General features: G+C 59.6%; 20 protein-coding genes and 2 pseudogenes. 10 read left to right on the forward strand and 12 right to left on the reverse strand.

Annotated features, from left to right (window positions below; all coding sequences use genetic code 11):
- Positions 1-20 precede the first annotated feature (20 nt).
- From ACQKP2_RS19535 to ACQKP2_RS19570, 8 genes are all read left to right on the forward strand, one after another.
- Complete coding sequence (locus tag ACQKP2_RS19535) at positions 21-788, forward strand: TerC family protein (protein WP_427578727.1); 768 nt, start codon at positions 21-23, stop codon at positions 786-788.
- A gap of 284 nt (positions 789-1,072) precedes the next feature.
- Positions 1,073-2,731: a Na/Pi cotransporter family protein gene (locus tag ACQKP2_RS19540; protein ID WP_427578729.1), complete on the forward strand. Its 1,659-nt coding sequence runs from the start codon at positions 1,073-1,075 to the stop codon at positions 2,729-2,731.
- Positions 2,732-2,787: 56 nt separating this feature from the next.
- Positions 2,788-4,164 carry a M16 family metallopeptidase gene (locus tag ACQKP2_RS19545; protein WP_427578731.1) on the forward strand — a complete coding sequence of 459 codons (1,377 nt, stop codon included), beginning with the start codon at positions 2,788-2,790 and terminating at the stop codon, positions 4,162-4,164.
- A 117-nt stretch (positions 4,165-4,281) separates the two neighbouring features.
- A complete protein-coding gene (locus ACQKP2_RS19550; protein ID WP_427578733.1) occupies positions 4,282-5,310 on the forward strand; it encodes a DUF5924 family protein in 1,029 nt (342 codons plus the stop codon).
- Positions 5,311-5,364: 54 nt separating this feature from the next.
- Positions 5,365-6,513, forward strand: coding sequence for an MlaE family lipid ABC transporter permease subunit (locus ACQKP2_RS19555; protein ID WP_427578734.1), 1,149 nt, complete (start codon positions 5,365-5,367; stop codon positions 6,511-6,513).
- The gene (locus tag ACQKP2_RS19560; protein ID WP_427578736.1) at positions 6,510-7,313 is read left to right on the forward strand and encodes an ABC transporter ATP-binding protein; all 804 of its coding nucleotides are present in this window, start codon (positions 6,510-6,512) and stop codon (positions 7,311-7,313) included. Before ACQKP2_RS19555 ends, ACQKP2_RS19560 begins: the two co-directional genes overlap by 4 nt.
- Position 7,314: 1 nt before the next feature.
- The gene (locus tag ACQKP2_RS19565; protein WP_427578738.1) at positions 7,315-8,253 is read left to right on the forward strand and encodes an MlaD family protein; all 939 of its coding nucleotides are present in this window, start codon (positions 7,315-7,317) and stop codon (positions 8,251-8,253) included.
- Entirely contained in the window at positions 8,250-8,879 is a 630-nt protein-coding gene (locus ACQKP2_RS19570; RefSeq protein WP_427578740.1) for an ABC-type transport auxiliary lipoprotein family protein, read from the forward strand. The genes ACQKP2_RS19565 and ACQKP2_RS19570 overlap by 4 nt, the downstream gene beginning before the upstream one ends.
- 104 nt (positions 8,880-8,983) lie before the next feature.
- Here ACQKP2_RS19570 and ACQKP2_RS19575 read toward each other — a convergent pair whose 3' ends face one another.
- The 4 genes and pseudogenes from ACQKP2_RS19575 to ACQKP2_RS19590 all read right to left on the reverse strand — a co-directional run bounded on the left by ACQKP2_RS19575 (position 8,984) and on the right by ACQKP2_RS19590 (position 13,147).
- The gene (locus ACQKP2_RS19575) at positions 8,984-10,213 is read right to left on the reverse strand and encodes a nucleoside recognition domain-containing protein (protein ID WP_427578741.1); all 1,230 of its coding nucleotides are present in this window, start codon (positions 10,211-10,213) and stop codon (positions 8,984-8,986) included.
- A 210-nt stretch (positions 10,214-10,423) separates the two neighbouring features.
- Positions 10,424-11,754, reverse strand: a pseudogene (gene gltP, locus ACQKP2_RS19580) (glutamate/aspartate:proton symporter GltP).
- Positions 11,755-12,625: 871 nt separating this feature from the next.
- Positions 12,626-12,790 carry a DUF1328 domain-containing protein gene (locus ACQKP2_RS19585; protein ID WP_007989444.1) on the reverse strand — a complete coding sequence of 55 codons (165 nt, stop codon included), beginning with the start codon at positions 12,788-12,790 and terminating at the stop codon, positions 12,626-12,628.
- A 69-nt stretch (positions 12,791-12,859) separates the two neighbouring features.
- Positions 12,860-13,147, reverse strand: a complete 288-nt coding sequence (locus ACQKP2_RS19590; RefSeq protein ID WP_427578743.1) for a hypothetical protein — start codon at positions 13,145-13,147, stop codon at positions 12,860-12,862.
- A 433-nt stretch (positions 13,148-13,580) separates the two neighbouring features.
- Between ACQKP2_RS19590 and algB the strand changes: the two genes are divergently transcribed.
- Both algB and ACQKP2_RS19600 read left to right on the forward strand, forming a co-directional pair.
- A complete protein-coding gene (algB, locus tag ACQKP2_RS19595) occupies positions 13,581-14,927 on the forward strand; it encodes a sigma-54-dependent response regulator transcription factor AlgB (RefSeq protein ID WP_427578745.1) in 1,347 nt (448 codons plus the stop codon).
- A 9-nt stretch (positions 14,928-14,936) separates the two neighbouring features.
- The gene (locus tag ACQKP2_RS19600; RefSeq protein ID WP_427578747.1) at positions 14,937-16,730 is read left to right on the forward strand and encodes an ATP-binding protein; all 1,794 of its coding nucleotides are present in this window, start codon (positions 14,937-14,939) and stop codon (positions 16,728-16,730) included.
- Positions 16,731-16,736: 6 nt separating this feature from the next.
- Here the strand turns inward: ACQKP2_RS19600 and ACQKP2_RS19605 are convergent, their stop codons facing one another.
- The 8 genes and pseudogenes from ACQKP2_RS19605 to ACQKP2_RS19640 form a co-directional block, all read right to left on the reverse strand.
- On the reverse strand, positions 16,737-18,350 hold the full coding sequence (locus ACQKP2_RS19605) for an EAL domain-containing protein (protein WP_427578748.1): 1,614 nt from the start codon (positions 18,348-18,350) through the stop codon (positions 16,737-16,739).
- Positions 18,351-18,425: 75 nt separating this feature from the next.
- Positions 18,426-19,205, reverse strand: a complete 780-nt coding sequence (locus ACQKP2_RS19610; protein ID WP_427578750.1) for an N-acetylmuramoyl-L-alanine amidase — start codon at positions 19,203-19,205, stop codon at positions 18,426-18,428.
- Between the two features lie 100 nt (positions 19,206-19,305).
- The gene (locus ACQKP2_RS19615) at positions 19,306-21,309 is read right to left on the reverse strand and encodes a diguanylate cyclase (RefSeq protein ID WP_427578751.1); all 2,004 of its coding nucleotides are present in this window, start codon (positions 21,307-21,309) and stop codon (positions 19,306-19,308) included.
- Complete coding sequence (locus ACQKP2_RS19620; RefSeq protein ID WP_427578753.1) at positions 21,306-22,184, reverse strand: endonuclease/exonuclease/phosphatase family protein; 879 nt, start codon at positions 22,182-22,184, stop codon at positions 21,306-21,308. The genes ACQKP2_RS19615 and ACQKP2_RS19620 overlap by 4 nt, the downstream gene beginning before the upstream one ends.
- Positions 22,185-22,200: 16 nt before the next feature.
- Positions 22,201-22,842, reverse strand: a complete 642-nt coding sequence (gene dsbA / locus ACQKP2_RS19625; protein ID WP_427578754.1) for a thiol:disulfide interchange protein DsbA — start codon at positions 22,840-22,842, stop codon at positions 22,201-22,203.
- A gap of 199 nt (positions 22,843-23,041) precedes the next feature.
- Positions 23,042-23,671, reverse strand: coding sequence for a c-type cytochrome (locus ACQKP2_RS19630; RefSeq protein WP_427578756.1), 630 nt, complete (start codon positions 23,669-23,671; stop codon positions 23,042-23,044).
- 45 nt (positions 23,672-23,716) lie between these two features.
- Positions 23,717-24,007, reverse strand: a complete 291-nt coding sequence (locus tag ACQKP2_RS19635; protein ID WP_427578757.1) for a c-type cytochrome — start codon at positions 24,005-24,007, stop codon at positions 23,717-23,719.
- A gap of 54 nt (positions 24,008-24,061) precedes the next feature.
- Positions 24,062-24,147, reverse strand: a pseudogene (locus ACQKP2_RS19640) (methyl-accepting chemotaxis protein); the annotation flags it as partial.

Genomic DNA, 24,147 nt, shown 5'->3' on the forward strand with positions numbered 1-24,147 from the left:
ACTCGCTCAAAGGAATACACATGGACTGGCTGACCAACCCTGAAATCTGGGTTGCCTTCTTCACCCTGACCGCCCTGGAAATCGTTCTGGGTATCGATAACATCATCATGATTTCGATCCTGGTCAGCCGTATGCCCAAACACATGCAGGCGCGTACCCGGATCTTCGGTCTGGCGCTGGCCATGGTCACGCGGATTCTGTTGCTGCTGTCGATCACCTGGGTCATGCGCCTCACTGCCGATCTGTTCGAGTTGTTCGGCCAGGGCATATCCGGGCGAGACCTGATCCTGTTCTTCGGTGGCCTGTTCCTGTTGTGGAAGAGCTCGCAAGAGATGTACCACGCGCTGGAAGGTGAGGATGAAGGCAACGACGAGCCTGGCGGCAAGGGCGGCAACTTCCTCTACACCATCGTCCAGATCGCAATCATCGACATCGTGTTCTCCCTCGACTCGGTGATCACTGCGGTCGGCATGGTCTCCCACGTACCGGTCATGATTGCGGCGATCATCGTCGCGGTGCTGGTGATGATGCTGGCGTCGGGCAAGATCAGCGAGTTCATCGACAAGCATCCGTCGTTGAAGATGCTGGCGCTGTCATTCCTGCTGGTGGTCGGTACCGTGTTGATTGCCGAATCCTTCGACGTGCACATTCCAAAAGGCTACGTCTACTTCGCCATGGCGTTCTCGCTGGCGGTGGAAGCGATCAACATCAAGATGCGCACCGCCATCGCGAAAAAGAAAAAGCAGCAGGAGCCGGTGAAACTGCGCAAGGACATTCCGGGTCAATAACCCTGTAAACCGCTGAACCTGTGGGAGCGGGCTTGCCCGCGATGGCGGACTGTCAGTCAACATCGATGTTGAACCTGATGGCCTCATCGCGAGCAAGCTCGCTCCCACAGTGTTTTGTGGGGCTGGAAGGTCGCAGCATTCATAACAGTTTTGTTTCAAACAGGGTTTTAGCTATGCGATGCTGGCGCCCAGTCCGTTAGCCAACTAAAGCTATGTAAAAAAGTAAAACCCACGCAGTAACGTCAACTTGCCCCTTTGGGGCGCGTCAACCACAGGGGGCCGACATGCTCACCCTGCTCAATCTGCTCTCTGCCGTGTCCCTGCTGATCTGGGGCACGCACATCGTCCGAACCGGCATCCTGCGGGTCTACGGCTCCAACTTGCGCCACCTCATCGGCCACAACATGTCCAGGCGCTGGCTGGCATTTGTCTGCGGGATCCTGGTGACGGCCCTGGTCCAGAGCAGCAACGCCACGGCAATGCTCGTCACTTCGTTTGTCGGCCAGGGCCTGATGGCGCTGACGCCGGCGCTGGTAACCATGCTCGGCGCCGATGTGGGGACGGCGCTGATGGCTCGGGTGCTGACGCTTGACCTGTCCTGGCTGTCGCCCCTGCTGATTTTTCTCGGGGTGATCTTTTTCCTGTCGCGCAAGCAGACCCGTCTGGGGCAGATGGGGCGCGTCGCAATCGGGCTGGGATTGATCATTCTCGCGTTGCAATTGATTGTCGAAGCGGCGACGCCGATCACCCACGCCAAAGGCGTGAAGGTGATTTTCGCTTCGCTGACCGGCGATATCCTGCTCGACGCCCTGGTCGGCGCCTTGTTCGCGATGATTTCCTATTCCAGCCTGGCTGCTGTTCTGCTCACGGCTACCCTGGCCGGCGCCAAGGTGATCAGCCTGCCGGTGGCCATCGGCCTGGTGATTGGTGCGAACATCGGCAGCGGCATTCTTGCGTTTCTCAGCACTAGCATGCAGAACGCCGCCGGGCGCCAGGTGGCCTTGGGCAGCCTGTTGTACAAGCTGATCGGCCTGGTGCTGATGATCCCGGTACTCGATCCGCTGGTGCACTGGCTCGACAGCCTCGATTTCAGCGCCCAGGAAATGGTCATCGGCTTCCATTTGCTCTACAACACCGTACGTTGTCTGATCCTGCTGCCCAGCGTCGGCATGATGGCCAGGTTCTGTGCCTGGGTGCTGCCGGAGCGTCCGCAGGTCAACGGTATGGCCAAGCCGCGGCACCTTGATCCGACCGCGTTGGTCACTCCGGGCCTGGCGCTGGCCAATGCAGCCCGGGAAACACTGCGCATGGGCGATCTGATCGATAACATGCTCGAAGCCATGCTCGACGTATTGCGTGGCAAGCACACGGCCGTGACCCAGGAAGTGCGCAGTCTGACGGACGACGTGGAGTCGCTCTACAGCGCCATCAAACTGTATCTGGCGCAAATGCCCAGGGAAGACCTCAGCGATCAGGACAGCCGACGCTGGGCCGAAATCATAGAGCTGGCCATCAACCTGAAACTCGCCAGCGACTTGATCGAACGCATGCTGCGCAAGGTCCAGCAGCAGAAAACCTCACAGCGCCGCTCGTTTTCCGAGGTGGGCCTGGAGGAACTGGCCGGATTGCACAGCCAATTGATCGCCAACCTGCGGCTCGGGATGTCGGTGTTCCTCAGCGGCGATCCGGAAAGTGCCCGTCAGCTGGTGCGCGAGAAGCGTCGTTTTCGTGCACAGGAGCGCCGCCTGGCCCATGCTCACGTCAGCCGTTTGCAACGCAAGATCGTGCAAAGTATTGAAACCAGTTCGCTGCACCTGGAGCTGATTGCCGATATGAAGCGTCTGAACTCGCTGTTTTGCAGCAGTGCCTACGTGGTGTTGGAAACATCCGACACCGGTGCATTGGTGGTCGATGATCTGGCTGACATCACACACTCGCCCTGAACGTCTACAGTGGCCTGAAGTCTGTTGAACTTACGCTGGCCGTATGGAAGCTCGTTATGCGTTGTCTGCTGCTCGCCTGTCTGTTGCTGGGTTCAATCCCCTCCTTCGCCCTGGATCGCTTCCAGGTCGAGGGCTATACCCTGCGCAACGGCCTGCAAGTGCTGCTCAAGCCCGGTGCGGACCGGGGGCATGTGGCGATTCGGCTGGTGGTCGGCGTGGGCGTCGATGATTTCAGCTGCGACGAGAAAGAGCTGCCGCACCTGCTCGAACACCTGCTGTTCAGCGGCATCGACGCCAGCGGTGAAGGCGGCCTGGAGGAGCGCATGCAAGCGCTTGGGGGCGAATGGAACGCCTATACCAGCAACGCCGATACCACCTTCGTGATCGAAGCCCCGGCAAAAAACCAGCGCAAGGTACTGGACCTGCTGCTGGCGCTGCTGACCCAGACCCGATTCGATGACACTGCCATCAACGCAGCCAAACAAGTGGTCCTGCGCGAGGACGGTGGGCACTACTCGCATTTGCAACGCTGGCTGGATCGCCAGGACCTGGGGCATTCGGCCAGTAATCAACTGGCCGTGGAGTTGGGCCTCAAATGCATCGAGCGCGCGCAAGTCGATCATCTGACCCGCGAACAACTGGAAAAGGTACGCAAGGATTGGTATGCGCCCAATAACATGACCTTGATAGTGGTAGGTGATCTTGACCGTCTGCTGCCGGCCTATCTGGAACGGGCGTATGGCGCGCTGCAGGCGATTGAACCGACCGATCACCCCGCCCTGCCGCAAATCCAGACCAGCGCCGCCCATGAGCGCAGCCTGACGCGCGGTTTTATCGGTGGCGGAGCCAAGTTGCACTGGCTGGTGCCGGAACCGGTGCAGGAAGATGAGCACGACGAAACCTTCGACCTGCTCAAGGACTATCTGGACTGGGCGCTGTACCGTCAGTTGCGCCTGGAACACAGCTTGTCCTACGGGCCTTGGGCTGAACGAGAGGTGTTCGGCGGCGTTGGGTTCATGAGCCTCAATGCCGACCTTGAGCGCGATGACGTAGTCGAGGCCCAGCAAGTACTGGATCAATTGAAGGCCGATCTACTCAGGGACGGCTTGAATGCCGAGACGTTCAATCGCCTCAAACAGGCGGCTATCGCCCGCCAGGCTTGGGCTGTGCAAGGCAACAGTGCGCTGGCCGATTACTACTGGAGTGCGCTGGGAGACTACGAGGACGGCCGTTTCGCCGACCCGGCCAGGGAACTGCAGAGTGTGACCCTGGAAGAAGCGAACAAGGCCATGCGCGAATTGCTCCTGCAACCGGGGTATATACGGATCGAAAAACCGCTGCTCAGTTATGACCAGCTGATGTGGGCGATTGTCGGATTGCTGGCATTGCTGATGTCGGGCCTGGCGGCATGGCATTTCCGACGCAGAAGCTAGCGTCTCACCGCTCGCTCCTACAGTGTGGTATGCGTTTACGGGCGCATACGCTCGCCACACCGCTGCGTCAGCGGTACCCTGTCGGGGATTTTTCCTACGACTATTGTGAACCGCCGAATGCCGACCTTGCCCCTCTTTGCACAGCGCATCCTCGAACTGATGAAGCGCTACCCCGGGGTCATTGCGCTCGGCGGTTTTATCTCCGGGGTCGGCAGCTTCATTCTGGTGGATCGCCAACAAAGCCTGGCGAGCTGGATCACCACCATCATGTTGATCAGTTGGGTCTGGCTGATGCTGGAAAACAGCCTGACCAATCTGTTTACCAGAATCTTCAAGCGGGAAATCCCCCAGCCGCTGCTGCGCTATGCGACGCAGATGATCCATCAGGAAAGTCTGTTTTTCGTCCTGCCATTCTTTTTCATCACCACCACCTGGAACAGTGGCCAATTGTTCTTCACCGGCCTGCTGGGGGCTGCGGCGCTGATTTCCATCATCGACCCGCTGTACTACAAGTGGCTGGCCCCGCGGCGCTGGGCGTTCCTGGCGTTGCATACCCTGACCCTGTTCGCCGCCCTGCTCACTGCGTTGCCGGTGATCATGCACCTGACCACTTCGCAGAGTTTCAAATGGGCGCTGGGCATTTCCGTGTTGTTGTCGTTCCCGAGCCTGGCGTCGATCTTTCCGATCCGCACGCTGCGCAGTGCACTGGCGATCCTGAGTATTACCCTTGGCATCGGTGCCGTCGGTTGGGAATTGCGCTCGTGGGTGCCGCCGGCGACCCTGTGGATGACCGACGTGGCCATCAGCACGCAAATGCAGGACCGCACCCCCGGTGACAGCCTCGATGAAGTCAGCGCCGAGCAAATCCGCAGTGGTGGCCTGTACGCCTACACCGCGATCAATGCGCCGCGTGGTCTGGACGAACGGATTTATCACGTCTGGCAATTCAACGGCAAAGAAGTCGACCGCATTGCGCTGGATATCCATGGCGGGCGCAAGGAAGGCTACCGGGCCTGGACTCACAAGCAGAACTTCCCCGGTAACCCGGCAGGCAACTGGCAGGTTCGGGTATTGACCGAAGACGAGCAATTGATCGGGGTACTGCGCTTCAAGATCACCGACAGCACACCGATCAAAGAAAAGTAAGGCAGTTCGTGCTATTACGTAGGTTCGCACAATCGACGAAAAAGCACGGAGCATATGACCAGCAACACAGTGGCCGGCAATGCCCATCTGGACACCTCGCAAGCCCCGACCCGGATACGGGTCACGGGGGACTGGACGCTCGCCCACTACGCCGATCTCAAACGCCTGAGCGAGAAGCTCGAGGGCCAGTACGACGACAGCACCCGCATTGACCTCAACGGCCTCGGCGCCCTCGATACCGCCGGGGCCTCGCTGTTGGTGGAGCTGCTGGGTTCCGAACGCCTCGGTCGGTCTGCCGAGCACCCTGAGTGCACAATTTCTGCTGCCGACCGCGCGTTATTGCAGACGGTCTATCGCTCGCTGACCGATTTCTGCGTACCGATCAAGGAGCCGGAGATCAGCGTCAGCATTCAGTTGCTGACTCGCATAGGCCGCGCGGTGGAAACCGTCTGGAAAGACACCCTGCAATTGTTGGGGTTCGTCGGCCTGATCCTGGAAACCATTGTTCGCGGCCTGTTTCGCCCCAAACGCTGGCGCGTCACGTCCATGATTGCGCACATCGAACAGACTGGCCTTGATGCCGCACCGATCGTCGCCCTGCTGACCTTTCTTGTGGGGGCTGTCGTGGCGTTCCTCGGGTCGACGGTGCTGGCCAAATTCGGCGCCAGCGTCTTTACCGTGAACCTGGTGGGGTTTGCCTTCCTGCGTGAATTTGGTGTGTTGCTGACCGCGATTCTCATGGCCGGGCGCACCGCCAGTGCATTTACGGCGCAAATCGGCTCGATGAAGGCCAATGAAGAAATCGACGCCATCCGTACCCTGGGCCTGGACCCGATGGAGTTGCTGGTGGTGCCAAGGGTCCTGGCCCTGCTGATTGCATTGCCGATGTTGACCTTTTTGGCTGTCATCTCGGGAATTGTCGGCGGTGCGGTAGTCTGCGCACTGTCGCTGGATATTTCGCCGGCGATGTTCCTGTCCCTGCTGCAATCGGAGATTGGCGTTCAGCACTTTCTGGTGGGGATCGTCAAAGCGCCGGTCTTTGCCTTCCTGATCGCGGCAATCGGCTGTCTGGAAGGCTTCAAAGTCAGTGGCAGCGCCGAATCGGTGGGCGCCCACACCACATCGAGCGTGGTGCAGTCGATCTTCGTGGTCATCGTGTTCGATGCCATTGCCGCGATGTTTTTCATGGAGATGGGCTGGTGAGTCGTATACCGCGAGCGCCCGGCGAGGCGGTGATCGAAGTGCGTGGCCTGTGCAACCGCTTCGGCCGCCAGAGCGTGCACGAGAACCTTGACCTGGATTTGTACAAAGGCGAAATCCTCGCCGTAGTCGGCGGCTCCGGCAGTGGTAAATCGGTGTTGCTGCGCAGTATTGTCGGGTTGCGCCAGCCCAGCGAAGGCGTGGTGAAGATCTTTGGCAAGAACCTGCCGACCTTGTCCGAACATGAGCGCTCTCTGGTCGAGCGCCGATTTGGCGTGTTGTTCCAGCAAGGCGCCCTGTTCTCTTCGCTCACCGTGACCGAGAACGTGGCCTTGCCCCTGATTGAGCACGCCGGCTTGAGCCGCGATGATGCCGAGCATCTGGCGGCGGTGAAAATGGCCCTGGCGGGATTACCGCTTTCGGCGGCCGACAAGTACCCCGCGTCCTTGTCCGGCGGCATGATCAAGCGCGCGGCGCTGGCCCGGGCGCTGGCGCTGGACCCGGACATTCTGTTTCTCGACGAGCCCACCGCCGGCCTCGACCCGATTGGCGCCGCCGCCTTCGATCAATTGATCCTGACCCTGCGCGATGCCTTGGGCCTGAGCGTTTTCCTGGTGACCCATGACCTCGACACGCTCTACACCATTACCGACCGTGTAGCGGTGCTGGCACAGAAAAAGGTGCTGGTGGCCGATGCCATCGACAAGGTGGCGGAAACCGACGATGCCTGGATTCACGAATACTTCCACGGCCCTCGCGGCCGCGCGGCGTTGACCGCCGCTCAACAGTTCAACGAGGTCTGACATGGAAACCCGAGCCCATCATGTATTGATCGGCCTGTTCACCGTGATAGTGGTGGCGGGCGCCCTGCTCTTCGGCCTGTGGCTGGCCAAGTCCAGTGTCGACACCGAGTTCAAGGATTACGAAGTCGTGTTCAACGAGGCGGTCAGCGGCCTGTCCAATGGCAGCTCCGTGCAGTACAGCGGGATCAAGGTTGGCGATGTAGTGTCGCTGCGCCTGGACCCGCAGGACCCGCGCCGGGTGCTGGCGCGGATTCGACTGGGCGGTGAAACACCGGTCAAGGAAGACACCCAGGCCAAACTGGCGCTGACCGGCGTCACCGGCACGTCGATCATCCAGCTCAGCGGCGGCACACCCCAGAGTCCGACGCTCAAGGGCAAGGACGGCAATCTGCCGCTCATTGTCGCTTCGCCCTCGCCGATCTCCCGGTTCCTCAACAGCAGCAACGACCTGGTGTCCGGGGTCAATTCGTTGATGCAGAACGCCAACCAGCTGCTCTCCGAGGAAAACGTCGAGCGCATCAGCAAGACCCTGGAAAACCTGGAGCAAACCACCGGAACGATTGCCGAGCAGCGTGGCGATATTCGTCAGGTCATGCAGCAACTGGGATCGCTCGGCAAGCAAGCCAACACCATGCTCGAACAAACGACGGTGTTGATGCGCAATGCCAACAGCCTGCTCAATGATCATGGCAAACAGGCCATCGGCAGCGCCGAGCAGGCCATGAAGTCGCTGGAACAGAGCACCGCCGCCATCAACAAGCTACTCGCCACCAACGAGGATTCGCTCAACAGCGGCATGCAGAGCCTCAGTGGTCTGCCGCCGGCGGTGCGTGAGTTGCGCGAAACCCTGACCTCGCTGCGTGCCATCACCAAACGCCTGGAAGCCAACCCCAGCGGTTACCTGCTGGGCAGTGACAAGCACAAGGAATTCACCCCATGAAGCTGACTCGCATCGCCCTCCTCGCCAGCTTCACGCTCATGAGTGCGTGCTCGATCCTGCCCAAGGCCGAACCTTTCGACGTCTACCGTTTGCCCTCGGCGCAAAGCAGTACTGCGGCCAGTCATGGCTCGCCGCAACGCTGGTCGTTGCGCTTGAACAAATTCCAGGCCAGCGAGGTTTTGAACAGCCCGAAGATAGCTGTCATTCCCCAAGGCGATGTCATCAGCAGCTATAAGGACTCGCGTTGGAGCGATCCTGCTCCTGTGTTGCTGCGTAATCGTCTTCTGGATGGTTTTCAGCAAGATGGGCGGGTGACGTTGCTCAGCACCGACGACAGCATTTTTCAGGCGGATCTGGAACTGGGTGGCCACCTGCAAGCTTTTCAGGGCGAATACCAGGGCACGAGAGCAAGCGTTGTGGTGAGCCTGGATGCAGTACTGGTGCGGGGCTATGACCAACACATCCTCGCCAGTCGCCGTTTTGAAGTGCGTCAGGCGCTAAGTGACGAGAAGGTGCCGGCAGTGGTCAGCGGATTTGGCCTGGCCTGTGATCAATTGACGGCGCAGGTGGTGGCCTGGGCGGTTGAGCAAGGGCAGAAACTCGCGCCACCACCCCGCCCCCTGTAGGAGCGAGCATGCTCGCGATGGGCGTCAACGATAACTCGGGCAGCCTGACACCCCGCGGTGTCTGTGGGTTCATCGCGAGCTTGCTCGCTCCTACAGGGTGGTGTTTAGCCGAAGAACCAGTAGCAAACCCCGATGGCGCCGAGCACGCCGGCCAGCTCGGCCAGCAGTGCACAGCCCACCGCGTGCCGCGCACGCTGGATGCCCACGGAACCGAAGTACACCGCCAACACATAGAACGTGGTTTCGGTACTGCCCTGAATCGTTGCCGCCACCAGCGCAGGGAAGCTGTCCACGCCGGATGTTTTCATGGTTTCGATCAGCATTGCCCGTGCAGCACTGCCGGAGAAGGGTTTGACGATCGCCGTCGGCAAGGCATCGACGAAACGGGTGTCCCAACCGGCCCATTGCACCAGGTGGCGAATCCCGTCCAGGCCGAAATCCAGTGCCCCGGACGCCCGCAGCACGCCCACCGCGCAGAGCATCGCCACCAGATACGGCAGCAGGTTCTTGGCCACATCGAAGCCTTCCTTGGCGCCCTCCACGAATGCCTCGTAAACCTTCACCTTGCGCAGTGCGCCGATGATCAGAAACAGCATGATCAGGCCAAATAGCGTCACGTTGCCGAGTATTGACGACAAACTCGCCAGGGCGGCGGCGGACAGTGTCGCCAGCAACGCCATGAAACCGCCCAGGATGAGTGCGCCGGGCAACAAATAAGCCAGCACCACCGGGTCCCAGATGCGCAGGCGTTGCATGAGCGCCACGGAGAGGAAACCGACGATGGTCGAACAACTGGTCGCCAGCAGGATCGGCAGGAATACCAGCGTCGGGTCGGGTGCGCCTTGCTGGGCGCGGTACATGAAGATCGTCACCGGCAGCAGGGTCAGGGAAGAGGCGTTGAGCACCAGGAACAGGATTTGCGCGTTGCTGGCGACGGTGGTGCTGGGGTTGAGCTCTTGCAGCGCCTTCATCGCCTTGAGGCCGATCGGCGTGGCGGCATTGTCCAGGCCCAGGCCATTGGCGGCGAAGTTCAGCGTGATCAGGCCGATGGCCGGGTGACCGGGCGGGACCTCCGGCATCAAGCGCAGGAACAAAGGGCCCAAGGCCTTGGCCAGCCACTCGACGATCCCGGCTTTTTCGGCAATCCGCAGAAAGCCCAGCCAGAGGGTGAGGGTGCCAAACAGCAAGACCATGACTTCGACCGACAGCTTGGCCATGGCGAAAATGCTTTCGACCATTGCCGCGAAGATCCCGGCGTTGCCGCCGACCAGCCACTGCGCCAGCGCCGACACGGCGGCCACGATGAAGAAGCCAAGCCACAGGCCATTGAGCATCAGACAAATCCCCCAAATGATGGGCGAATGATAGCGGGGTGGCCAGAAACGACAAACCCCGGATTTCTCCGGGGTTTGTTCAACGCGGCAATTGCCTCTGTAGGAGCGAGCACGCTCGCGATGCATGAAAGAACACGGCGGGGTGTCAGGCTGCCCGCGTTATCGTTGTCGTCCATCGCGAGCTTGCTCGCTCCTACAGAGAGCAATACATCAGTTGCTGGAAACCTCGCCAGCCGGCAATTTTTCCTTGCTGCGCCAGTGCGGCAGCGAATTCCAGTAGCGCTGGCCCTTGGCCTCGTCGTACATGCCTTCCCAGCGAGCGACGACCAGTACGGCCAGGGCGTTGCCGATGACGTTCAGGGCGGTGCGGGCCATGTCCATCACGCGGTCGACACCGGCAATGAAGGCCAGGCCTTCCAGTGGAATGCCTACGCTGCCCAGGGTGGCCAGCAGCACCACGAAGGACACGCCCGGTACGCCAGCGATACCCTTGGAGGTGACCATCAGGGTCAGCACCAGCAGCAGTTGTTGGCTGATGGACAGATCGATGCCGTACAGCTGGGCAATGAAAATCGCCGCGATGCTCTGGTACAGGGTCGAACCGTCGAGGTTGAACGAGTAACCGGTTGGCACCACGAAGCTGCAGATGGCCTTCGGTGCACCGTAGGCTTCCATCTTCTCGATCACGCGTGGCAGTACGGTTTCGGAGGAGGCGGTGGAGTAGGCCAGTACCAGCTCATCCTTGAAGATGCGCATCAGCTTGATCACCGAGAAGCCGAACAGACGAGCGATCAGACCCAGCACCACGAAAGCGAAGAAAGCGATGGCGAAGTAAACCAGGATCACCAGTTTCGCCAGCGGCAGCAGCGAGGCGAAGCCGAAGTTGGCCACAGTCACCGCGATCAGTGCGAAAACGCCGATCGGGGCGTAGTTCATGATCATGTGAGTGACCTTGAACATGCTTTCCGACACACCCTGGAACATCGTCACCAGCGGATCGCGCATTTCCGGCTTGAGGCTCGACAGACCGAGACCGAACAGCACCGAGAAGAAGATGATCGGCAGCATTTCACCGCGGGCCATGGCCGCGAAATGTTGGAAGGGATCAGGTTGAGGATGGTTTCAATGAACGCGTGTTCATGCTGAACCTCGGCAGCCGTCGCCTGGTACTTGGAAATATCCACGGTACCCAGGGTGCTCATGTCGATGCCGGCACCTGGATGGAACAGGTTGGCCAGCAGCAGGCCGACGACGATGGCAATGGTGGTGACGATTTCGAAGTAGACGATGGTCTTGAGGCCGATGCTGCCGAGCTTCTTCGCATCACCCACGCCGGCAATGCCGACGACCAGCGAGGAGATCACGATCGGGATCACGATCATCTTGATCAGACGGATAAAGATATCGCCTGCCGGTTGCAGGACGTTGCCGATCCACCAGGCTTTCTCGGCACTGAAATGGTTGAGCAGCGCACCGATTGCAATCCCCAACACCAGACCGATGAGGATCTGCCAGGCGAGGCTAAGCTTTGCCTTCTTCATATCTTTACCCTTACTTCAGTTTGACTCGGACGAGTGCGCGAACTGGAACGCTTGTGGCGAAAAAGTCGCAGCATCCGCCCCCGTATAAGGAGCCCCGGAGCGCTTGTTTTATGGCTCTCTGGCAGGCGAAAAAAGGCGCAACTATTCCGATGCAAGGAAGCGGAGTCTAATGCCGTAAACGCCTACCCTATGCCGAATCGGTATGAGGTTTTTTATCTGAAAGCGACGTCGCAATCGGTTCGAATAAGACATTTCGGCAGAAATAAGTGCCGTGAACCGGCCATTGCAGCGCAAATAGTGTGTTTTTTGATCATTTTTGGAAGGGGTGATTTCCGGGAAAATCCCACAAGGCGCGAGCAAAAATCACGGCAAAATCAGGGCTATTTTTCTCGATATACGGTCACGACTGAAACACCTGGAAGTAAGTGTCCGGCGATATCCAGTCTGTTTTTGGTGGGGAGGGGTGAAGCCAGAGTGCCTGTTCACTTAAAGGCTACTCACCGTAGGAGCGAAGCTTGTTCCGGGCGGCGCTCCGACGAAGGTCGTCAACGGACAAGCCCTTCGCAAGTTCGTCGATTCCTGGTCGGCTGGCGAACTTGCGACGCAGCTTTTCCTGACCCGGCCCTTGCGCAGGCACTCCCTGTACCCGTAGGTCACTCCGCCCCTGGAACAGGCAGAACGTCCCGACCCCTTGGTCATGCGCCGACCTTCCTCGGGTGGGCGCAAACTGAAAAAAGCGCGGTGCTTTTTTCATGTCTTGAATTCAATGCCCGTTCCTGGCCTGTTCGAGCTGTTCCATCAATGTTTGCCGCCAAGCCTGGACCGCCCGACCGCAGGGCGGTTGCCAGTGTTTTTCAACCTTTACTCAGGTTCAGCCTCGACCGCGACGGCCAAAGAAGAAAGAAGCAACGAACATCACCAGAAACACGACAAAGAGAATCTTGGCGATACCCGTGGCGGTGCCTGCGATACCACCGAAGCCCAGTACGGCGGCGACAATGGCAATGATCAAGAAGGTGATAGCCCAGCTCAACATGGTGATTCTCCTTACGCTGTTATTAAAGGTCTTGCGTATCCCGGCGCCCGGCGCGCCAAGTCTGTGTACCTAGAAAACCCAACGTTCCTGACGAGGCGATTCGTCCATCGCCTGATGCTGGTCGACGCCCATCATTCGCATAGAAGTGCTATCAGCCATGGCACTGCCGGCGGCGCTGAAATGGGTCTGGGTCGGGTGCTGGAACGAAATGCTTGGCCCCTCTTTCTGCTGACTCTGCTCCCAACGAGAAAACTGCTGGCCGCCGATCAAGGTGATCAACAGCGCGAGCACGGCAAACACGCCTTGCAGGAGATGCAGAGGGGAAAGATGCAATGGGGTGGCACGTTGGCGACTCATCCTGAAACTCCTCCCCAGCGGGGGGTAATCGGTGAGGGCGATTGATCAGTACCCTTCGTAATTCAGGTCGTTGCAGCGTGCATGCCAGACTTTTATCGATAAAAAACCAATAAAAATCAGAAAGTTATAAATGTATGAAAAAAGCGGACAGGCGCATCCTGCACGATGGCGCTCGACGTGATCGTGCGTAATGCACGATCTGGCCGAGGAACACTGCAAGAATTTTGAATTGAGGGGAGGGCGCAACTGTCAGAAAGGAATACGAGTGATCGTCTGAAAACGAGCGATTTATAAATCGCTCGCATATTCAGGCGACAACGGGAGAGGCGGGAGATAAATGCCCTGCTTTGTCGGGAATGGACCAGAATGAACCATGCAACTTGCCCGATTTTTCCGGGACTAATCAGAACCACCTATAAAGGAGCGCGGGAAAATGGAATCAGCCACTGAGCATCAAGGCCGTATTCTTCTGGTGGATGATGAATCCGCCATCCTGCGTACCTTCCGCTATTGCCTGGAAGACGAAGGCTACAGCGTGGCGACGGCCAACAGCGCCGCACAGGCCGATATATTGCTGCAACGCCAGGTCTTCGACCTGTGCTTCCTCGATTTGCGCCTGGGTGAAGACAATGGTCTCGATGTGTTGGCCCAGATGCGTATTCAGGCACCCTGGATGCGCGTGGTCATCGTCACGGCCCACTCGGCTGTGGACACGGCGGTCGATGCCATCCAGGCTGGCGCCGCCGATTATCTGGTCAAACCCTGCAGCCCCGATCAGCTGCGACTGGCAACCGCCAAGCAACTGGAAGTGCGGCAACTGTCGGCGCGTCTGGAAGCGCTGGAAGGTGAGGTACGAAAACCCAGGGATGGGCTGGATTCCCACAGCCCGGCCATGAAAGTCGTACTCGAAACGGCCCGCCAGGTTGCCGGCACCGACGCCAATATTCTGATCCTCGGCGAGTCCGGTACCGGTAAGGGTGAGTTGTCCCAGGCCATTCACGGCTGGAGCAAACGGTCGAAGAAATCCTGCATCACGATCAACTGCCCTTCGCTCACCGCCGAGCTGATGGAGAGCGAACTGTTCGGCCATAGCCGTGGTGCGTTTACCGGGGCCAGCGAAAGTACCTTGGGTCGTGTCAATCAAGCCGACGGTGGAACGCTTTTTCTTGATGAAATCGGCGATTTTCCCCTGGTTTTGCAACCAAAATTGCTGCGCTTCATTCAAGACAAGGAGTATGAGCGTGTAGGCGACCCGGTCACCCGCCGTGCAGACGTACGCATTCTCGCGGCCACCAACCAGAACCTGGAAGACATGGTCCGCGATGGTCGTTTCCGCGAAGACCTGCTCTATCGCCTCAACGTCATCACTTTGCACCTGCCACCGCTGCGTGAGCGCCGTGAAGACATTCTCAACCTTGCCGATCGCTTCCTGGCGCGTTTTGTCAAAGAGTACGCACGCCCGGCCCGGGTTTTCAGCGACGAGGCTCGCGAAGCGCTGCTGGGCTATCGCTGGCCGGGAAATATTCGCGAACTGCGCAATGTGGTGGAGCGGGCCAGCATTATCTGCCCGCAGGAGCGGGTTGAGATCGGTCACCTGGGCATGGCCGAGACACCGCTCACCAATGCACCGCGTATCGGCGCGGCCCTGAGCCTCGATGAACTGGAGAAAGCCCACATCGGCGCGGTCCTCGCCACCGCCGGAACACTGGATCAAGCCGCCAAGACCCTGGGCATCGACGCATCGACCCTGTACCGCAAACGCAAGCAATACAATTTGTGAGCCGCCCTGATGAAACTGGCGATGAAGTTGCGGACCCGGCTTTTCCTGAGCATTTCCGCACTGATCACCGTGGCGTTGCTCGGGCTGCTGCTCGGGCTGGTCAGCGTGATGCAGATGGCTGGCAGTCAGGAAGCGTTGCTGCGCAATAATTTCATCACCCTGGACCTGGGACTCAAACTGCGTCAGACCCTGGGTGATCAGATATTGATCATCCTCAGCGAGAAACCGGACCACCAGGCCTTTGAGGCGTCCAAACAGCGTTACTTCCAGTTGCTGGAAGAGGGTATAGCCCAAGAGCCGGCAGACGAAGGCAGTGAGCCTTACGGTTTCAAAAAGGCGAAGGCGGATTATCTGAGCTTTCTACAGGCCTACGAAGTCTCGCCTGACCCGACTCAAGTATTGAGCGGCAGCGACGTACTCTCCGAGCGATTCAATGCAGTGCGCAGTGGCTTGATCGAGGAGCACAAACGCGCGCTGGATAACATCAGTATCACCGAACGCCAGGCTCGCGAACGTGCACTGTTGATCGCCGGTTTGCTCGGGCTGGTCGGGCTGGCAGTGTTGGTCATCGGTTTCATCACCGCTCAAGCCATCGCCCGGCGCTTCGGCGAGCCCATCGAAGCCCTGGCGCGAGCGGCCGACAACATTGGCCAGGGCAATTTCGATGTCACCCTGCCGGTCTCTTCGGCGATTGAATTGAACCAGTTGACCCGGCGTTTCGGGATCATGGCCGAGGCGTTGCGTGAACATCAGGCGACCAACGTCGATGAACTGCTGGCCGGGCAACAGCGCTTGCAGGCGGTACTCGACAGTATCGACGATGGCTTGCTGATGATCGATCGCCAGGGACACCTTGAGCACCTCAACCCGGTGGCGCAACGACAGTTGGGTTGGGATGAGGATCGACTCGGCCAGGGATTGGGCACGGCGCTTGGGCGCCCTGAGCTCGATGAGCAGTTGCAGCTGGTTTTGCGGGGCGGAACGCTGGAGCGTGCGCCGGAGGACTTGAGCGTAGAGGTCGAAGGCGAGACGCGACTGTTGACCTATAGCCTGACGCCAGTCAGCCATACCCAGGGGCATATTCTCGGCGCGGTAATGGTGTTGCATGACGTCACCGAGCAGCGTGCCTTCGAGCGAGTGCGCAGCGAATTCGTACTGCGTGCTTCCCATGAATTGCGTACGCCGGTGACCGGGATGCACATGGCGTTCGGCCTGTTTCGTGAGCGCGCGCATTTTGCCCCGGATTCCCGTGAAGCCGATTTGCTGGATACGGTTAACGAAGAAATGCAGCGCCTGATGCAGTTGATCAATGATCTGCTGAATTTTTCGCGCTACCAGAACGGCCTGCAGAAACTCACACTGGCGCCGTGTTCCATCGAGGACCTGCTGGAGCAGGCGCAGGCACGCTTTACCGGTGGAGCCGAAGAGAAGGGTATCGAGCTGTTGGTGGAAATTCAGGGACCGCTGCCGCATTTGCAGGCCGATCAGCCGCAGCTTGACCGTGTACTGGACAACCTGATCGACAACGCCCTGCGTCACACGGCTGCCGGTGGGCTCATACGCCTGCAGGCACGGCGCCACGGCGAACGGGTGATTATCAGCGTCGAGGACAACGGCGAAGGCATCGCCTATGGACAACAGGGCCGTATTTTCGAACCCTTCGTACAGGTCGGTCGCAAGAAAGGCGGGGCAGGGCTTGGCCTGGCGCTGTGCAAGGAGATCGTGCAGTTGCACGGCGGGCGGATGGGCGTCTATTCGCGGCCGGGGCAGGGCACGCAGTTCTACATGGCGCTGACGGTTTAGTGCAGCCTACGCTTCATCATCCAGGCGGCGTTTGGTCAATCGGCGGCCGCGAGTAATCAGCTCAGTCAGCTGTACGGCGCTCAATGCATGGGCGAACAGCCAGCCCTGGCCGAACTTGACGCCTTCACTGCTCAGCAGCGCAGCCTGGGCTTCATGCTCGATGCCTTCGGCAATCACCTTCAAATGCAGCGACTGCGCCATGTGGATGATATGTGGGGCCACGCCGCTGCTGGCGGCGTCATGGCCGAGCGCATCGATAAATGCCTTGTCGATTTTCAGGCAATCCACCGGCAGGGTTTGCAGGTAGGCGAGGCTGCAATAGCCGGTACCGAAGTCGTCGATCAGCACCTGATGCCCGACATCTCGCAACGCTTGCAGGTTTTCCCGGGCCACCACCACATCGATCAATCCGCGTTCGGTCACCTCGAAGGCAATCTGTTTGGCAGCGACCCGGTGCAGGGTCAGCAGCCGAGACATCACCTGGCCGATACGCGGAACCATCACATCGCACGCCGCCAGGTTGACCGAGATGTACAGCTGCGGGTTTGCCCGTAGCAATTGTCCCAGCTGCTCGAGCGAGCGTTGCAGGACAAAGTCGGTCATCTGACGGATCTGCCCGGTATTTTCCGCCATCGGAATGAACAGGTCCGGGCTGGTCAACGAGCCATCCGGCCTTCGCCAGCGCAGCAAGGCTTCGGCGCCGACGCAATTACGGCTGTCGAGGTCGAAGATCGGTTGGTACAGCACCTGCAATTCGCCGCGGCGGATGGCGCCGGTCAGTTCGGCGTCCAGGGATTGCCGTTGACGCACCAGCAGATAGACCAGAAAGCCCACGCACAGGGCCAGGCCCAGGCACACCGGCAACAGCCACCACCACACCGGCGGGATGTGGTTGCCGCCGCGCGGGCTGATCAACACCAGTTGGTATTCCGGGTTGTCGGTGGGCATGCGGTAGATCAAGCGTGTCTGCGTGACCTGCAGTGCATCGCGACTTTTCGGTGGCCAATGCTCGGTCGGCGGCCAGACCTGCGACACACCCAGCACCGGAATCGCGCGTCTGCCGTGATCGAGCACCACCAGCAGGCTGCTGCCCGGCGACAGGTCGACCATGTCGGTCAAATGCCCGCGTGACGTCGCGACGCGGAAGTTACCGCGCCCGAGCATCAGCGCGGCGCGGTTCTCATCGGGTTCGGTGGTGGTGTTCAGCCAGTAGCTGTAGGTGGGGCCTTTGATGTCCGGTGGCCGCAACAACGACAGTCCTTCCTGGCGCGGGCGGTTGGAGCAGATCCGCGTGGCGTCCTTGTAGGCGGCTTCGTAAACGAAACGGTAGTTGAAACTGACCTGTTGCAGCGTTGCGATCATTTCGTCATTGCAGGTGCGCAGCGGCTGGGCTTCCAGGTCGTCGAGACTCTCGCGCAATTGCCCGAAAAGCTGCTCCAGGCGGGCGAGAAAGCGTTCGCCCTGAGCATTCATTTCCTGGCTTTCGTTCTGCTCAACCTGATGCATGGCGATGTACAGGCTGCCGACCATCAGTAATGTTGCGCTCAGGACAGCCGCCATCATCGCCAGAAACCAGGGGCGATAGAACCAGCTACGGAGTGTCGCTCGAGCGGCAGGCATTATGTAATATCCGGCGAATTACCAATGAGTTATAGCTGCTGATTGAGAACTTTGCTTACCGTCGGGCGGCCGTCATTATTTTGTCTGATTCAGCACCTGCAGCAGCGCCGCCGTTTGTGCGTCCGGCGTGCCGTCGAAGCGTGACGGACGGAAATGCATCTGGAAGGCGGCAAGCACATGACGCGTCGCCACATCCAGTTCACCCGTTTGCGGCGTGTCGTAGCCGACGCGGGCCAACTGCGTCTGAAACCAGCTGATGCTCGGCAGCTGCGCTTCAAACGTCGACTGCTGCCGTGCTACGGCCTGCTCGTTTGGCCAGATGCCGATGCCCTGCGCAGCCAGACGTTTCCACGGAAACAGTGGCCCCGGATCCAGTTTGCGCAGCGGAGCTATATCGCTATGGCCGACGATGCTTCGTGGACTGATGGCGTAACGCTTGTTGATGTCTTTGAGCAGAACGACCAGGGACTGGAACTGCGCTTCACTGTAGGGATACCAGACGCGCCCGTTCGGGGTGTCCTTGAAACCGGGATTGACGACTTCAATGCCAATGGAGCTGGAGTTCAGCCAGGTCCGTCCTTGCCATTGGCTTTCCCCGGCGTGCCAGGCGCGCTGGTTTTCATCCATCAGCTTGTAGATGGTCGCCTTTTTATCGTCGCCGATCAGGTAATGGCTGCTGACCTCACCCTGGGTCAGCAGTTGCAGCGAGCGTTCCATCGAGGCAGTGGTGTAATGCAGCACCACGAACTGGATACGGCTGTCGTGATTGGCGGAAGGGTGGCTGGTGTCATAGCGGGGGCCACTGGCACAACCGGCCAGCAGCATCAGCGACACAATGAGAGCAAGACATTTCATGGCAGGCATTACACGCAAGTCAGTAATGCAACAGTGTAACGTACTGACTTGCGGGTGGAGGCCAGCCACGAAGTTTTAAACAAAATCACACAATTGGCCGTCAGCCCATTTCCACCCGGTTTCTTCCCCCGTTTTTTGCGCGATAGAGCGCCTGATCGGCTCTTTTGAGCACCAAATCGCTGTGTTCGCCTGATTTGAACGCCGTCAGTCCCATGGAAATGGTCACGGTCACTCGCTCGCCCTTGAAGTGGAACGGGCAGGCTTCAATCGACGCGCGCAGATGCTCCAGCAGTTTCATGCCGGCCGCCGGAGGCGTGGACGGCAGCAACAGGACAAATTCTTCACCGCCGAACCGGGCAATGAAATCCGTCCCGCGCAGGCGTTTGCGCAGCACGGTGGCAATGATTTTCAGCACTTTGTCACCCGCCAGGTGACCGTAGTTGTCGTTGATGCGCTTGAAGTGATCGAGATCGAGCATCGCCAGCATCAGTGTATTGCCGTGCTGCTGCCATTGGCTGATTTCGTGCTCCAGTCGTTCGCTCCAGGCGGCGCGATTGGGCAGGCCGGTCAACGGGTCGATCAAGGCTTTCTGACGCTGCTCTTCGAGGTGTTCGCGAAAGCCCTGGGCTTCCTGCTCCATATGGGCCACGCGCTCGGCCAGGCAGTGAAGGCGGGCCGCAACTTCTTGCTCACGCTCGTCACGTTGCTTGCGGTGTTCGTCCATCGTGCCGAGCAGGCCTTCGAGGTGGCTCTCCAGAACCTGCTTGAGATCTTCCAGGTCCGCCGCTTCATGCATGCTGGTTTGCAGACCGTCGACCTGCTCGCGGATCTGCGTGTCCATCGCCTGTGCCGCGGAGCGATTGTCGGCGTGTCCGGCGCTGGCGGCTTGCAGGTTGCTCTGGAACGATTCGAGGCGTTCATTGAGGTGCTGCAGGTACGCTTCGAATTCGTGCTGGCCACTGTCCGAAATTGCCAGCATCAGCGTGGCCAGGTCGTCGAGGATCGGCAGCAATTCGTACCAGTTCAGACCGTTTTTCAGGCGATCACGCATCGACTCGGCTTGCGGGCGGTGACGTTCCGGTAGCGCCAGGTCGTCGAGCAGGCCCAGCAAGGTGTCCTCGATGTGTTTGGCCACCGAGCTGTAGGAAGGCTCGGGCGAGTCCGGTAGCGCGTAGAGCATGTCATGTTCGGACTGTTCCGGGTGCTCGTGGGTCAGTACCGAAGTCGGTGGCAGGGGTTCTGGAAGCTCCGCAGGCGTCAGCTCGTCAGGGTTGATGTCCGGTTCGAGGTGAGGCTCAGGTGCTTCGGCAATCTGAACCGTTGGAACCTGTTCTTCAGCAAGCGGCGTGGGCGCTTGTTGCGGCTCAAGCGTTGGCGAAGAAGGCTGTGGGCTATCGGATGCTGCCTGGGGCGTTTGTGGCTCCTCGCCCGCAGCGTCTTCAAGCACCTCATCGACAACGGGTTCGATCTCGATGTTGGCTGGCGAAGCCTTGTCAGCCAGCGCTGAAACGGCCTCGCCAGTCGCGGTACCCGGGGCATGCTCGGCAGCAGGCGGAATCTGGATAATCGCTTCTTCGGCGTCCCGATGCCCGAACAGTCGCTGCAACAGGCTTGGGCGATCGGGTTCTGCCGGTGTTTCCAATTGGCTCAAGGCCTTGCCCTGCAAGCCGCTCAATTCGCTGAGCAGCAATGGAATTTCGCGGGCCTGGCTGACACGACTGTCCAGATGTTTGGCGAATTTCTTCAGGGGTCGACTGACCTCCCGGGGCAACGGCAATGTTTGCAGTTGGGTGACCAGCGCGGTCAACGCGGCGCCAGTCTGATTCACTCGGGTTTCCCGGCGTTGCTCAGAATCGAGCACGGCTTTTTCAAGGCGGGGAAGCAGGTTGGCCAGGGCTGCGTCCATATCGTCGGTGCGTACGACTTCGCGCATTTCCTTCATGCATTGGTCAACGGCGCGATCGGTGCCCTCGGCTGCCAGTGTGCTGCGCACCAGTCCGCGTCGGAGCAAGTCGAGGCGGGCATCCCAGCGACGTTCGAGCTTTTCCTGTTGTTCGATGCTTTTGAGGTATTTCTCTTTCCAGCGCTGTGCTTCGTCGCTCATTCAGGGCTTCCGCGAAGGTCCGGACTCAACGCGGGCAATGCATCGGCCGTGAGCGAACCCGGCAGACGAATCTCTACCGCGACCGGCAGGTGATCGGAAATGGGTTGTGCCAGTACCTCGACCTTTTCCAGCGTCAGGGTCGGGCTCAGCAGTATGTGGTCCAGGCAGCGCTGCGGGCGCCAACTGGGGAATGTCGCCTCCAGTTGCGGCGCAAGCAGGCCCAGATCACGCAAGGGTGAGTGTTGCAGCAGGTCGCTGGCATGGGTGTTCATATCCCCCATCAGCACCTGGTGTTTGTAGCCGCCAATCAACTCGCGGATGTAGGCCAGTTGCATGCTGCGGGTTCGCGCACCCAGCGCCAGGTGCATCATGACCACCACCAGTGCTTCCGGGCCTTCGCCGAAGCGCAGAAGAATCGCTCCACGTCCTTTGGGGCCGGGCAGCGGATGATCTTCGATCAACCAGGGGCGCAGGCGACTGAGCACGCCATTGCTGTGCTGGCCGAGATGCCCGAGATTGCGATTGAGCTGCTGGTACCAGTAAGGGAAGGCGCCGAGTTGGGCCAGGTGTTCGACTTGATTGACGTAGCCCGATCTCAGACTGCCGCCGTCGGCTTCCTGCAAGGCGACCAGATCGAAGTCGCCCAGCAGGTTGCCAATTTTTTGCAGGTTTCCGGCGCGCCCGGGGTGAGGCAACAAGTGTTGCCAGCCGCGGGTCAGGTAATGCCGATAGCGTTCGGTGCTGATGCCGACCTGGATGTTGAAACTGAGCAAGCGCAAACGGCTGTCTTCGGGCAGGCCCGTCGATGCCAGATGATGTTCGTTGACCCGCGGATCATGCAGGCCAACGACGCGTTCAGTACTCCAGCGGCGCATGGCAGGGGTCCCGCGCTTAGTTGGCAGCAGCCTTTTTAGCCGCTCGCTCTTTGTCGATCAGTTGGTCGGCCAGTTGCAGGGCCTGATCGGCACCGCCGGCAGAGCCCACGTCGAAACGGTACTTGCCGTTGACGATCATTGTTGGAACGCCCGAGATCTCGTATTTCTTGGCGAGATCCTTGGCTTGCTGGACCTGGCCCTTGATCGCGAAGGAATTGAAGGTGGCCAGGAACTTGTCCTTGTCGACACCCTGGGTAGCCAGGAAGTCGGCCATTTCGTCCGGAGTGGTCAGTTTTTTGTGTTCTTCCTGAATGGCCTTGAATACAGCAGCATGCACCTTATGCTCGACCCCCATGGATTCGAGGGTCAGGAACATCTGGCCATGAGCATCCCAAGGACCGCCGAACATGGCCGGAATACGCTTGAAGTTCACATCCGATGGCAGCTTTTCGATCCATGGATTGATCGTCGGTTCGAAGTGGTAGCAGTGCGGGCAGCCGTACCAGAACAGCTCCACCACTTCGATCTTGCCCGGGACCGCAACCGGAACCGGATTGGCCAGTTCGACATAAGGGGCGGCGGGGGCTTCGGCAGCCTGGGCAGTCATGCCGAACAGGCTGGCAGCGACGAATGCGGCGCTGATGATCAGATTACGCATGCTTTACTCCTGGACAAATTTATCGCCTCGCTCGAGCTGCTTTCAGACAGATCATGGCGGGCCTGAGTTCTGTAGTGTAACGGCAGCGGCCACAAAAAAGGGCGGCCAAAGCCACCCTTTTTATACTTGCCGCGACGGATTAATCGAGCGTTAACGTTGCAGGCGAGGCATGCCTGGTACGACGCCCGATTCACCGGCCTTAGTGCAGGCCCTGAATGTAGCTGGACACGGCGGCGATATCTTCGTCGCTCAGTCGTTTGGCGATGGTCTGCATGGTCTTGGTGTCGCCATCGTTGGTGCGGCCGCCTTCTTCCTTGCGGAATTCGGTCAGTTGCTTGGCGATGTATTGAGCGTGTTGGCCACCCAGGTGCGGGAAGCCGGCGGCGGCATTGCCTGCGCCATTTGGCGAGTGGCAGCCGGTGCAGGCCGGCAGGCCCTTGGCCAGGTCACCGCCACGGAACAGGGCTTCACCGCGAGCCACGACTTTCGGGTCGGCGGCGCCGACGCTGCCTTTCTGGCTGGCGAAGTAGGCGGCGATGTCCGCCAGGTCCTGGTCGCTCAGGTTGGTCAGCAGGCCGGTCATTTCCAGAACGGTGCGCTTGCCCGACTTGATGTCGTGCAACTGCTTGGTCAGGTAGCGTTCGCCCTGGCCTGCCAGTTTCGGAAAGTTTGGCGCCATGCTGTTGCCATCCGGGCCATGGCAGGCGCCACAAACGGCGGCTTTTGCCTGGCCTGCGGCGGCGTCACCAGGCTTCACTGGCTCACCTGCAGCATGGGCAATGCCGGAGATTCCCACGGTCAACAGCAGACTCACGATCAATTTGTTCATCAGCTAATCCAACTACGGCTAAGGGTTAAGAGTTATGGACCGGGTTTACTCGCTCATCCACTGGATGATGGCTCGGTAATCCTCGGCACTGCAGTCCATGCACAAACCACGCGGCGGCATCGCCTTGAAACCCTGGGTTACGTGTTGCACCAGCGTCTCCATACCTTTGGCCAATCTCGGCGTCCATGCAAGCTGATCGCCTCGTTGGGGCGCCATGGGTAGTTGGCCGGAATGACAGGCACCACAAACACGGTTGTACACAGCTTCCGGATCCTGTGTAGCCTGAGCGCTGTAAAGCGGCATCAAGACTCCGGCAGCTAGCAGCCATTTCGTCATAAAACGACCTTTTCAGGGTTGAGAGCGTTCTGCGTTCTAATGCGCAATCAAGGTCAGTGCGCGAACTTCGTCCGCTACCACCGCAAAGCCACGGCCGGCCTCACCGGCACGCGCCGCTTCAATGGCCGCGTTCAGGGCCA

This window comes from Pseudomonas sp. NPDC089569, assembly GCF_050280625.1.
Lineage (GTDB): Bacteria > Pseudomonadota > Gammaproteobacteria > Pseudomonadales > Pseudomonadaceae > Aquipseudomonas.